The 14,073-nt window shown below is 45.4% G+C and carries 6 protein-coding genes; 2 read left to right on the top strand and 4 right to left on the bottom strand.

Annotation, left to right across the window (positions count from 1 at the left end; genetic code table 11):
• Positions 1-13: 13 nt before the first annotated feature.
• Both IE103_RS02975 and IE103_RS02980 read right to left on the bottom strand, forming a co-directional pair.
• Positions 14-3,451 (bottom strand): UvrD-helicase domain-containing protein, encoded by a 3,438-nt coding sequence (locus IE103_RS02975; RefSeq protein WP_189344499.1) that lies wholly within the window; start codon positions 3,449-3,451, stop codon positions 14-16.
• On the bottom strand, positions 3,451-6,372 hold the full coding sequence (locus IE103_RS02980) for a PD-(D/E)XK nuclease family protein (RefSeq protein ID WP_229827030.1): 2,922 nt from the start codon (positions 6,370-6,372) through the stop codon (positions 3,451-3,453). The genes IE103_RS02975 and IE103_RS02980 overlap by 1 nt, the downstream gene beginning before the upstream one ends.
• A 303-nt stretch (positions 6,373-6,675) precedes the next feature.
• Between IE103_RS02980 and trxA the strand changes: the two genes are divergently transcribed.
• Complete coding sequence (gene trxA, locus IE103_RS02985; RefSeq protein ID WP_186889912.1) at positions 6,676-7,002, top strand: thioredoxin TrxA; 327 nt, start codon at positions 6,676-6,678, stop codon at positions 7,000-7,002.
• A gap of 291 nt (positions 7,003-7,293) precedes the next feature.
• Entirely contained in the window at positions 7,294-8,556 is a 1,263-nt protein-coding gene (gene rho, locus IE103_RS02990; RefSeq protein WP_189344500.1) for a transcription termination factor Rho, read from the top strand.
• Between the two features lie 826 nt (positions 8,557-9,382).
• On the opposite strand, the gene IE103_RS02995 is transcribed toward rho, so the two are convergent.
• Both IE103_RS02995 and IE103_RS03000 read right to left on the bottom strand, forming a co-directional pair.
• Positions 9,383-10,831, bottom strand: a complete 1,449-nt coding sequence (locus tag IE103_RS02995; RefSeq protein WP_189344501.1) for an efflux transporter outer membrane subunit — start codon at positions 10,829-10,831, stop codon at positions 9,383-9,385.
• The gene (locus IE103_RS03000; RefSeq protein WP_189344502.1) at positions 10,828-14,031 is read right to left on the bottom strand and encodes an efflux RND transporter permease subunit; all 3,204 of its coding nucleotides are present in this window, start codon (positions 14,029-14,031) and stop codon (positions 10,828-10,830) included. Before IE103_RS03000 ends, IE103_RS02995 begins: the two co-directional genes overlap by 4 nt.
• Positions 14,032-14,073 lie beyond the last annotated feature (42 nt).

A 14,073-nucleotide genomic window follows, 5' to 3' on the forward strand; every position in this document is an offset into this window, starting at 1 on the left:
GGCTGAGACTGGATTAATTCAGCGGGATAAACTGCCCATTTGCCAAGATTAAAGCCATCCTTAGTTTTTTCGTAGGATATATTCTAGCTAGCGCCTCTGCATAACTCTCCAATTGTTGTTGATAAACAATGCGCTCCGAATCCAATAATTGGCGTTTGTAATCCAATACCCACAATTCATTTTCAAATACAACCACACGATCTAATCGCATCAGTTGTTCTTGATACACCACATCCATTTCATTTCGTGCAAACAGATACTGTCGTGGTTCAAAGAAACGCGCTAACTCCTTTGAATGCAGAATAGATAAAGCTTGTTCACGTACCAACTTTGCGACACTTAAAGCGCAGGGCAACCAGCTCGCAATAATCTCTGCGGAAGGAATACGAATCGGCCATACTTCGACACGATTCGTCAAACGCTCCATTAAGGTATGTAAAGCAATCCCTTCGATCTGCTCAAGCGATGATTCAGGTGTTGGCGTTGGTTTGGGCAACGCTAAATTAGGTGGGTTAAATAACTGGAACACGAATTGCTGTTGCTCCAATCCAGATTGCGCCCCCTGTTTTGGCGTTGTTGCCAGCACTTCATATTCCTCTACTGCAGAAAAACGTTGATACCAGCTACCTTGCTGCATGCCAGTTTCATCGGCATTCTTGTCACTCGCGATACCGCTAATAATCAAAATTTGCTTGGCTCGGGTTGCCGCCACATATAATAAATTCCAATTTTCTTGTTTAGCCTGTTCTTCCTCGGCAGTAAACAAAGCATCGCGTGCGGCGCCACGTTCGTCTTTTTTTGCAAAAACAGAAAAGTGTTTCTGCTCATCTTCTTGCAGAGGCCACGAACACAGCACACCGATATGATCTTTTGCCGATTCGCTATGATTGCAATCGAGCATCACAACCAATTTAGCCTCTAAACCCTTAGCGCTATGTATGGTCAAGATACTCACCGCATCCAATCCACTTGCGATACTCGATTCGTCCGGTGACTCGGTCTCAGTGCCTTGATCAAACTCATTTAACGCAGCAATAAATTTCGGCAAACTTGGATAACGTCCACCATCCATGTCCAAGGCCAATTCGGTGAACGCTGTGATATTGCCAATGACCTGTTGTCGATTTGTGCTTGAGGAAGCTTTTGCATAACGGTTTAATAATTCGCCTTGGTGCAAAATTTGATCAAGTAAATCATGCACCGGCAAATCGTGCGCAGCTTGCATCCAATTGCTTAGTAAATCGGTCGCCCTTTCTAGATGTGGCAAACTGGATTTATCAAGTGCTTGCAAACGCTTCCACCAAGCTTTCTCCTCGCGCTGCGCTAACATGATGAGATCTTCATCACTTGCTGCAAACATTGGTGACTTCAAAACATGTGCCAGTGAACGATTATCTCCAGGCGTCATCAAAAAGTTTAACAGTGCAATCAAGTCAGCAATTTCTAGCGTTTGCAGCAAACCTCCTCGTCGATTAGAAACAAATGGAATCCCTGCTTCACGCAAAGAAGTTTCATAAGAATTCAGATTGGTACGGCGTCGTACCAATAGCATCACATCCGACCAATTGAACGATGGCGCTAATTGTTCTTTTAATTCCAATAGCACTTGCGCTAATTGTTGGCCTTCTTGATAGCGACGTTGATCATCTAATTCTTGTGCAGGCGTAGTGAGTGGATCACGTATAGGAAACGGTGAAGCATCCGACTTTGTATTACCTGTACCTTCTACTTCACTCGCTGTTATCAACGGTAAGCGCAATACCTGGCCATCGATTTGTGTCACAGTAGTTTGCTGGGTATATATCGTATTGCCAAACATCGCTTTATTTAAGGCATCGATAATCGCTGGCGCGTTACGACGCGTTTGATTGGTGCGTAAAACCACCGCGCCTTGTGCCGCCAGCATATCGCGCGCGGCAGTAAATACCCGTGGATCAGCACGTCGAAAACGATAGATGGATTGCTTGGGATCGCCGACAATAAATACACTAGGACGACTTGCATCTGCACCGTAGGCATCCAGCCAAGCACGAACAATATTCCATTGCAGCGGATTGGTGTCTTGAAATTCGTCAAGCAAGATATGCTTATAGCGTGCGTCTAAACGTCCATGCAAATACGCAGCAAATTCTTCATTCGATAACAGACGGTAAGCCTGCCATTCGAGATCGGCAAAATCGAGTGAACGTTGTTCAGATTTTAGCGCCTGATAACAATCGACATAGGCTTGGCCAACGATAAACAAAGCTTGATTCAAACGCAGCACAGATCCTTCCTTGCTGCGTCTTTCAAATGCCTTAAGAGTTTCGGCAATCGCATTACATTCATCATGAAAGGCAGATAAATTATTCTCTCCCAACCAAGCAGCAATCGCCTGAACTAAAGCTTTTGTCTCGCGATTTTTACGATTCTTTCCATCACTGCCATAAAACTCATTAGCTAAAGCTGCAAAATGCTCTATCTCGACCACTGTTCCTGCTTGCTGCGCCTGCCTTGCATTGGTCAAGGCAGTTTCAATAGCCACGCCACGCTTTTGATTCTCAGGACTCCCTTTGCCCAAACAAATCGCGATATTTTGGATTCGTTCTATCAAACGGCTGTCTTGCCAAAGGCTCAGCCGCGCATCTCGAATCGCGTCATCCCCCATTAGGCTGCGTAATTGACTTAACGGGCCACCTTGTATACTGGAATAATCTTGCGAAATCGCCCACCACTCTGCCCGCTTCTCCAAAAAAGCATCCAGCATGATTTGCGTATTGAAATCACCCAACTCATCATATAAATAAAGCAGTGCTTGTTTTACAGAAGGCGTGCTATTAACTTCATCACCATCTTTATCGAAAGAAGACTCGGATGCTAAAGATTTAGACGTTAAAGAATCCGTTTGCAGCCCAACTTTCTGCATCAATTGACCCCAAGCCTCGCGCTGCAAATTGCTGGTTGATTCAAGCAAAGTAAAGCCATGCGGCACGCCAGAAGCCAATGGTGCCAACTGCAACAAACGCCCAAACCAACTATGAAAAGTATCCATCGATAATCCTTGCGGATTATTCAGAAGGCTTTCATATAGCTGTCGCGCACGTGGCAAACTGCTAGCAATTTGCGGCTCAGGCATACCCCGTTCGCGCAACAAATTCGCAGCAGTCGCGTCATCTACCAAGGCTAATTCTGTCAATAGCTCCATCAATCGATGTCGCATTTCTTGTGCTGCTTTACGCGTGAAAGTGATCGCTAATAATTCAGCTGGATCTGCGCCATCCAATAGCAAACGCAACATGCGCGCCACCAATAACCATGTCTTACCGCTACCGGCGCAAGCTTCTACCACCACCGAATTTTTCGGATTACAAGCAGCAATAGTAAAGCGCATCGCGTCAACCGCGGCACCATTCAGTTCGTAAGCTTGCGCTAAAGGTATCGAGTGCGTATTTTGCTCAACTTGCTGCACCATTACCATGCTCCTTTACGACATAAACCGCGCACGTCACAATACTGACAAACACTCTCCACTCCCTGCGCTGGCATACCCGCGCCCTGCTGTATCGCTTGCATATTCTTGCGTATCGCCACTTCTAATTCACGCTTCCAAGTTGAATAATTTTCTGCTTCTACATCGCCTGTTTTTTCTCGTTCTATTTCTAAAGCGACATAGTTTGCAGTATCGACTGGTTCCAAATAATGTATCGCTGAATCACTCGGTGTATTCAAATCAAAATCCGCTGACGGCGATACCTGCAAATCTTTATGCTCAATCTTCGCTTGTAACAAGCCGTAAAATGCTAACTGATGGTCTTCAAAATTTTTCAGTCGCGCTCTTAATGAGGTTTTGTTTTTTGTTTTGTAATCCAACACCGCTTGTTCAATTTCACCATTCTCTAGGTGTCGCTGATCGATTCTATCAATTCGACCACGCAGCATAATTGCGCCATCTTCCCAAGCTAACCGCGCCTCACCCCAAACCTCACCAAAGGCAAATTGCCATCCATCTGCTTCGCGCTGATTTGCCCATTCAACATATGCAGGAATCACCTTCTGCCAACGCATGCTATAGCCTAGCGCCGCAGGACTATGTTTTAAAACACGCGCAAACCAGGTAGCCGAAATTGTCTGTAACAGAGACACGCGATCATCCTGTAAAGACAAGCCATCACGCACAATTTGATCGTGATAATTTTTCAAAATGGCGTGTAACCAATCGCCATAGTCACGCTTCTCCGGCATATCGCTGAGTTCATCCAAGGCAGATAACTTCAACATACGTCCAGCAAAAAATTGATATGGGCAAGCCATTAAACTACTCAATCCACTAGCGGATAAGCTAGTTGGCATTATTTCTGCCGCAGATGGTTTAGGTTGCAATATCGGTTCAGCACTCAACTGCGCAGTGCTCAGCGAACATTTTCCATCCCCAAGTGGCGCCAAGCTTTGCCGTGCCAAATAAAGTTTGACTTGTTCTAGCCATGGACTGAGTGCATTCAGTTCGCCATTCACTTGCGATTGCCACGAGACCACGATTTCTTGATTCGATAAAATCAATTCAGCAAAATCACGTAACTGTTGTTGCTGTCTCTCTTCGCGTGTGATCAGGCCACATTCACGTCGCACAGCATTGGTAAAAAACAAGGTTTCTTGAGGCTTTGACGGCAAATGTTTGGCGTCACCACCAATTAGGTAGACCGCATCAAAACTACGAAGACGCGCACCGTTTAATGGCAACATCAAGACACGCTGATCAGTCTGTGCTTGTTTGAAGGGCGTTGACTCCATTTGCAAGTTAATCAAGGCACGCCACTCTGAAAAATTAAAATGTGTTTCCATTGAATGGCAGTCGCTTCCAAGCGCCTGCAACATTTGCACTAACTGTGCACCGGCAAGGTCGGCTTGCAAAGAGCTAAGCATGTCGAGCTCAGTCAACATCTGTAAAGTAAGCTGCGTCCAGTCTTGAATACTGCGTCGCGCTGCGCTCGCACTACTCACATAGCTATGCGCTAAACGAGCTATCTGCGCAATCCAAACTCGCGCATGCTCTTGCCGCTCCAAAACTGACAATACCGCATCCCAACCTCCAACTACGTTGTTGCGACGTAAGCTGAGTTCGATTTCCATCACAACATCAGATTTATCAATCGAGTTGGCATCTAGGGAATTTGTATCAACATCGGTCTGTGGCAATACTGTGGCTGGATAAGATAAAAATGGTGACTTTAAAAAATCCAAAAGCGCAATCGTATCGGCTCTGGTCGCAACCAATTCAAACCATGCATTGATGCAAGCAGCCGCGCGCGTTGTAGATAATTTCCACCCTGTTTCGTCGGCAACGTACACTTGCGCCCGTTCTAGTAATGCTCTCAAACGTCGCGAAATCACACGATCTTGGGCAATCACAGCGATTTTTTGTTTGCCTGCTTGCAGCCACTCAATTATGCACTGCGCCGCTTGTACCGCTTCTTCTTCCAAACTACCAACTTCGCAAAGTCGCAAACGCTGCCAATCAAATGGCGTCGCAGCGTTTGTATGGGCATCGACAACCGCATTGGATTGTGCCGTGAGCTTGTCATCATGTAACAAGCTCCAAGTTTGCTGCATCGCTTCTGGCAGCGCTTGCACACGCCAATCAATCGTAAAAACATGAACAGTTTGATGCTGTTCGTAGGCCTGCAAGAATGCTTGTTCTATCGGGTCAGGCGAAGTCGGGGCGATCCAAAATAATTCGCGATCTGCCTGCTGTGCTAAGCGCATCATTTGCTGAAAATCTTGCACCGTCTTATCGTGTTGATCCAGTTGACTTTGCCACAAAGTCCAGACCAATTGCGCCTCATCGGAGATCATTTTTTGTGCGGGTAATGGCAGCTGCGCAAGCGCTTGATGCCATCTGGCTTCAATCTTATTTGGCTCGAATTGAAAATCATCGTCACCAACCACATGCGGTAACCAAACTTGTGTCAATTCATCAGCTAAGCTCAACAAAGTTTGTGACAAAGGCAGTAAGTCGGTATTGCGTTTTGCACCGAACAAGGCTTTCAACCAAGCATGCTGACGTAGTTGCGCATATAAACTCATCAATCGTTCGCTATTGGCAGAAACCGCAGCATCTAATGGTGCTTGCATACCTAACCAAGCAAACATGGTTTGAATTTTGGGTGGAATAAAATGACCGCCAATTTCAGCACTTAGAGCACGCAGCAATAAATGTGCATGTTCGAAAGTTGGCACGATCACTAGCAAGTGCGAAAAATCACGAGGCGTTTCCTGCTCGATTTCGGCAAACAAATCCGTTGGCATCGCCTGCTTTTTTTGGATAGCCCAAAACTGCTTCGCTATCTGCGACCAAAATTGTGATGATGCTGGAATTGGATGAACTGTGCGCGCCATAAAGTTTATCTATCGAAACGAAGCTAAATCAAAGTAAGCAACCATTTTATGCGAGCACGCTAACAAATTAGACTAGCGACAAACAATATAAGAGAAAAAGATGACGAAATTTCCCAAAAATCAGTAAATAAGCCACTTTTTAAAAAATAGGGTATTATTTCTCGCTGTATTTGCAATAGTTCACTGCTGCTCTCAACACAAAACGGCACTTGAAATTTGCAAAGTCATCCCAAAATCCACATTCCTGCATTAATTTATTAAACTATCTCTCTTTTAGAGAGTAACCAGAATAACGAGAAATCTATGAGCGCAAATATCATTTATGTAAGCGATGCATCTTTTGAAGCCGATGTATTGAAATCTGACAAACCAGTCTTGGTAGACTTTTGGGCTGAATGGTGTGGCCCATGCAAAATGATCGCGCCGATTTTGGAAGAAGTTGCCAAAGAATACGACGGCAAAATCACGATCGCTAAAATGGATGTGGACGCAAATCAAGCCGTGCCAGCACAGTTCGGTATTCGTGGCATTCCAACTTTGATTTTGTTTAAAAACGGTGCGGCTGCTGCACAAAAAGTTGGCGCACTGGCAAAAGGCCAATTGACGAGCTTTATCGATAGCAATATTTAAGTTACTATTTGCCTTATATTCGGCTTGTGCGAAATAAAGTCGCAAGTAACTTATGTTTCAGACGGTGTTACAAGAAATTTTTTACATCGTCTGAATTAAGTTTTACAATACGCAAAATTTTTAAATAGTTTCAGTTTGGTTTTGATTTCCATTTATTGATATCTAAAACTTATTGTTTTGTCGTGGTTGGCTGTTAATATCGCCCCACAATTTTCTTAATCATCCAGTTGTTCGTTTTTTCACTTCTGTTCACTCCCCCACCTCACATTCCCACCTCGGGACACTCACAACATGCATTTATCTGAATTAAAGGCCTTACACGTCTCAGCACTGTTAGAAATGGCCATCGGACTTGATATCGACAATGCTGCGCGTATGCGCAAGCAAGAATTGATGTTCGCGATTTTGAAGAAGCGCGCTAAAGGCGGCGAGCAAATCTTTGGCGATGGAGCCCTCGAAGTTTTGCCAGACGGATTTGGCTTCTTACGCTCTCCCGATGCTAGCTACATGGCATCGACCGACGACATCTATATTTCTCCGTCACAAATCCGCCGTTTCAATTTGCATACCGGTGATTCGATTGAGGGTGAAGTACGTACACCAAAAGACGGCGAACGCTATTTTGCTTTAGTCAAAGTAGACAAGGTCAATGGCGAACCGCCAGAGATGTCCAAACATCGCATTCTGTTTGAAAACTTAACACCGCTACACCCAAATAAGCTTTTGCATTTAGAGCGCGATATGCGCGGCGAAGAAAATACCACGGGTCGGATTATTGATTTGATCGCGCCTATCGGTAAAGGTCAACGCGGCTTGCTCGTAGCTTCACCAAAATCTGGTAAATCTGTGATGTTGCAACACGTGGCACACGCAATTACCACCAATCACCCAGACGTCACGATGATCGTTTTGTTGATTGATGAGCGTCCAGAAGAAGTCACCGAGATGCAACGCTCAGTGCGCGGCGAAGTAGTCGCATCAACATTCGACGAACCTGCGACACGTCACGTACAAGTTGCAGAAATGGTCTTGGAAAAAGCCAAACGTTTGGTCGAAATGAAAAAAGACGTGGTGATCTTGTTGGATTCCATCACCCGCTTAGCCCGTGCATACAACACAGTGATCCCAGCCTCCGGCAAGGTCTTAACTGGTGGTGTCGATGCAAACGCGCTGCAACGTCCAAAACGCTTCTTCGGCGCTGCACGTAATGTAGAAGAAGGCGGCTCTTTAACGATTATCGCGACTGCCTTGATCGAAACTGGTAGCCGTATGGATGATGTGATTTACGAAGAGTTCAAAGGTACTGGCAATATGGAAGTACATTTGGAACGTCGCCTCGCAGAAAAACGTACTTACCCAGCGATCAATCTGAATAAATCCGGCACACGTCGCGAAGAATTGTTGATCAAACCTGATCAACTACAAAAAATCTGGATTCTGCGCAAGCTCTTATACGGTATGGATGAGATCGAAGCGATGGAATTCATCTTGGACAAAATGAAGTCAACTAAGAACAACGCAGAGTTTTTTGAGATGATGCGTCGTGGTGGATAATTTTATTATTCTTGCTTAGTTTGCTTAACATGAAAAAGCCGAACTTGTTGTTCGGCTTTTTTGTTTTTGGGATGATACATATCGAGCTCTAGGCGAAGCTTGCGTAGTGCTACTAGACCTACGAGGAACGATTCTTTTATTGGAATACCATAAATTCTATGGACGTTAGGCCATTAAATTTATTCCCACGCGCGTACATCGTTCACAGGTCGGGTGTGGCCCGACAGCCAATTACCTTTTTTGTTTCGCCAAAAAAGGCGACCGTAGACTCGCCCCTTCGGGGTACTTACGCTTCGCTTCAGCATAATTTGTGCATGTCAAAAAATGGGGTGTTGCGAAAACTCGCTACGCTCAAACATTCGCAACCCTAATCCCATTTTCTGCCAAGTACAAATTACATCGTCTCAAACGGAGGTAAGTCAAAAGCAAATTCAAAAACAACGATCTAGAACTGCTGTTCGAAAAATGAATGTCCGTCGGTAATGGACGTTTTGGTGTTGCCGTTGCTTTTGATTTTGACCTTCATCCACTTCTGACACTGCCAATTGTGCAAGACAGAAAATGGATAAAGAAAGCTTCGTTGTTTGAGCGAAGCGAGTTTCGAAGCTTTCCCATTTTTTTTCTTGCGCAATTGGGAAGCCGAAGGCCTATGGCAGCGTGGTCGCCTTTCTTTGCTTACTTTCTTTGGCGAAGCAAGAAAGTGAGTGGCCGTAGGGCCGCACCAGACCTACGAACGGTGAGCACATCAGAAATCAAATTAGCAAAAGAAAAAAGCCGAACCTGTTACAGTCCGGCTTCCATAAAACTCACTAACAATCAAAAACAACTACTGCCCCCAACCTCCCCCAACAGCCTTATACAAAGCCACAACAGAACTCAGCTTCGCACGTTGGCTATCAATCGCAGCGATTTCTGCTTGCATCAAATCACGCTGTGCATTCAAGACTTCGACGTAAGCACTGTAGCCACTTTGATAGCGCAGATTCGACAAACGATAAGTTTCACGAACGGCAGTTAAACGTGATTGTGTTGAGGCATCAATCGCTGCATTGCTGACCGCATTATTCAAACTATCGTGGACATCGCGGAAAGCGTTCTGTACAGTCTGCACATATTGCCCTAATGCTTGACGTTTGCGTGCTTCAGCACCATCAACTACCGCGCCGACTGCACCGGCACGGAACACCGGTTGTACGATGCTTGAAGCGACATTCCACAACAAAGAAGCGGGGTTAAATAAATCTTCCAACGCACGTGACTCGCGACCTAAAGACGTCGTTAATCGCACGCTTGGGAAATATGCCGACTTTGCTTGTCCAACATCCGCATTAGCTGCAACCAGTACCTGTTCGGCAGCAACCAGATCAGGACGTCGTGCTAACAAATCAGATGGTAGCCCAGCAGGCGTTGGCAAATTCTGTACCAATTGCTGTATCGTCAAACCACGTGGAATGTCAGGATTCATCACCTGCTTTGGTGAACGTCCTATCAATACCGCGAGGCTGGATTCCACATTCCGCGATGCTTGCTTTGCTTGCGTGAAAGCGATCTCACTGGCAGCCAATTCAGATTCAGCATAATGTAAATCGATATCACCAATTGCACCTACCGCATGTCGTTTGCGTTGCAAAGCTAGATTTTCTTGACGACTCTTTAATGTCGTTTCGGTAAATGCTAACTGTGCATCAAAAGCGCGCAAGGAAAAATAAGTTTGCGCTACATTCGCAATCAAACTGATTTGCACGGCGTCACGACTTGATTGTTGCGCCAATAAACGTGCCTTTGCTGCTTCATCTGCACGACTTAATTTGCCAAATAGATCAAGTTCATAGGCTGCACTTAAACCGAATTGGTAATTTTCTCCAATTAAATTGGCATTCGCTGGCAACTTGCCAGAGTTTTCACTGGTACGAGAGCGACTCACTGCCAAGTTAGCATCGATAGTCGGAAAGCGATTTGCTAATGCGATTCCCGCTGTGGCTTTAGCTTCCTCCATACGAGCAGTCGCAATCAATAAATCTTGATTTTGCTTGAGCGCGTCTTCAATCAATTGATTGAGCTCAGGATCTTGCAAACCCTTCCACCACGTTTTTAGCGCAGCATGTTGCGCCTGCTGAGCACTACTCGCTTGACTCGCTTGATTTGCTTGTGGCAAATCTAACTGTGGACGTTGGTAATCAGGCCCAACTGAAATACATCCAGCCAGACTGAGACTAAACACTAACGGTAATAATTTCACGCCAGTAGCTTGAGGAAAAATCTTCCCTAATTTCATGATTTCACCTCATTATTTTCTTTAACTGCATCCGTACTCTCAACTTTTCTAAATGGATTCTCGAATGGATCATTCGCGTAGTGATGCTCTGGATGATCAAAGTCACTATCTAAAGTTTTGAAACGACGGTCATAAATGAATTTAAAGAACAATGGCACCAAAAAGATCGCCAAGAAGGTCGCCGCGATCATGCCTCCTAATACACCTGTTCCTAACGATTGGCGTGCCGCGGCACCCGCACCACTTGAGAATGCCAATGGCACCACACCTAAAATAAATGCCAGTGATGTCATCAAAATTGGACGGAAACGCAGACGCGCTGCCTCGACTGCCGCAGCAACTGGTGCATAACCTTCATGCACTTTCATCACCGCAAATTCAACGATCAAGATCGCATTTTTTGCAGACAAGCCAAGCAAAGTCACCAAACCAATCTGGAAGTACACGTCATTATTAAAGTGGCGTAAATACACGGCAAGCAAAGCACCGAAAATACCAAACGGCATTGCCAACAAAACAGAGAATGGCAATGACCATTTTTCATACTGTGCTGCCAAAATCAAAAAGATCATCAACACACCTGCGGCAAGTGCCAAACCGCCTGCGCTGCTACTACGCTTTTCTTGGAAGGAGGCACCGCCCCAGTCATAAGTCACATCCGATGGCAATACATTTTTTGCTGCGCGTTCCATCGCCGCAATCGCTTGGCCTGAACTAAAACCAGGTTTCGCATCTCCGAGCAATTTAATCGATGGCAAAGCATTAAAACGTTGTACTGAATCTGGACCAGTAATGAACTTGGTAGTTGTGAAAGCGCGAATTGGAATCATTTGTCCTGTGGTTGAGCGCACATACAAATTCCCAATATCTTCAGGCTTAGCGCGATACTGTCCTTCCGCTTGTAATTGCACAGTGTAGACGCGACCATTTTTATTAAAGTCGTTCACATAGTAGCTACCTAAAGTCGCGGCTAAAGTATTGTAGACATCCGATAAAACGACGCCCATCGCGCGTGCTTTTTCATTGTCGACATCGACAAATAATTGCGGTGAGTTCGCTTGCCATAAAGTTTTTACGCCAGCTAATTCAGGCTGTTTATTTGCTTCGGCAATCAAAACAGGTAACAACTCTGCCAAACGTTTAACACCGCCCTCACCTTTGTTTTGCAAATAAAACTCAAAGCCACCAGTTTGACCTAAGCCTTGAATTGCAGGTGGGCTAAAGAATAATGGCAAGCCTTCTTTGATATTGCCAGTGCGCATAAACGATTCACCCACCAATTCTTTCGCAGACTTGTCGCGCTCATCCCAAGAACGCAACGGGAAGAACATCGTTGCAGCAGAGGATTTCAAACCGCCACCACCTAAGAAATCCAAGCCGATCAACGCGAAACGTGTGTCGATATCTTTATTCGACTCAAGCGCTGTTTCCATTTGCTTAACCATCATATTGGTGCGCTCTAAAGATGCACCTTCTGGCAAGATCGCAGCACCAATGAAGTAACCTTGATCCTCATCTGGAACCAAACCACCTGGAACAGTTTTCCACAATAAACCAGCCATCAAGATCATGCCAACGAATAAACTCACACCGAGCACGGCACGCTTCAAGAAAAAGGTCACGCCAGAGGTATAACGCTTGGTTAAATGTGCGAACGCATGGTTAAACCAATCGAAGAAGCGATTATGATTTTCCGCACCAGGTTTCAACAAGATCGCGCACAAAGCAGGCGTTAAAGTCAACGCAACGATACCTGACAAAATTACCGCAATCGAAATCGTGACAGAGAATTGACGATATAACTCACCAGCTAAGCCACCCAAGAATGCGATCGGCCCAAACGCTGCAACCAATACCAATACAATCGCGATTACCGGGCCAGTCACTTCATGCATCGCCTCAATCGCTGCTTCTTTTGGCGACATGCCTTCTTCATTCATTAAGCGTTCAACATTTTCCAATACGACGATCGCATCATCCACCACGATACCAATCGCCAATACCATGCCGAACAAGGTCAAGGTATTAATGCTATAGCCAAGCATGTGTAAACCAGCCATCGTACCAATCAATGAAACCGGTACAGCCAATGTAGGAATAATCGTCGCACGCCAACTCTGCAAGAATAAATACACCACGACAAACACCAAGACCATCGCTTCAGCCAGTGTCTTTAACACTTCATAAATCGATTCAGTAACAAACGGCGTCGTATCGTACGGTGTTTTATACGTCATCCCTTCTGGGAATTTCGCTTTCAATTCCTGCAGCGTTTTTTCTACTGCTTCACGGGTGTCTAAAGCGTTCGCACCGGTTTGCAAGAAAATACCAATATTTGCTGAAGGATGACCATTGATGCGGCCGTACAAGTTGTAGTCTTTCGATCCCAACTCAACGCGTGCGACATCACTCAAACGTATCGTGCTACCGCCCTTACCTGCTTTGATAATGATATTGGCAAACTCAGATGGTTCTAATAGACGACCTTTGGCGGTCACCGTCATCGTCAACTCTTCGGTGTTATTCGGTGGTGCGCCAATCTTACCGGCCGCATATTGCGCATTTTGTTCGCCGACAGCACTGGCGATATCGCTCACCGTAACGCCTAATTGCGCCATACGATCAGGTCGCATCCAAATACGCATCGCATAGTCTTTCGCACCAAACACTTGAACGTTGGTAGTACCAGGAATACGCTTAATCGCATCCAATACGTTTTGAGTTACATAATTCGATAAGTACAAACTGTCGTAACGATTGTCTTCAGAATAAAACGCGGCAACAACCAAGAAGTTAGATGAACTCTTTGATACCGTTACACCTTGTCGACGCACTTCTTGCGGCAATTTTGCTTCTGCCTGACGGACACGGTTATTGACGTTGACCGCCGCGATATCGAGATCCGTACCGACTTCAAATGTCACGTTAATCGATACGCGACCATCCGCCGCCGATACCGAATCCATGTACAACATATTTTCAACACCATTGATTTGCTCCTCAATCGGTGCTGCAACAGTTCGCTCCAAAACTTCTGCCGAAGCGCCTGGGTAGAAAGCAACCACATTCACCACTGGTGGTGAAATTTCTGGATAACGCTCAACTGGTAAGACACGCAAAGCGGCCAAACCAGCGATCACGATAATCAACGACACGACTGTCGCGAAAATCGGTCGATTAATAAAAAATTTTGAAAACATAGTGAGTCCTTAAATTCGACTGAAATGAACACCCATCCTAGA

Origin of the sequence: Affinundibacterium macrobrachii (assembly GCF_014652415.1) — a bacterium.
Taxonomy (GTDB): Bacteria; Pseudomonadota; Gammaproteobacteria; order Burkholderiales; family Burkholderiaceae_D; genus Undibacterium; species Undibacterium macrobrachii.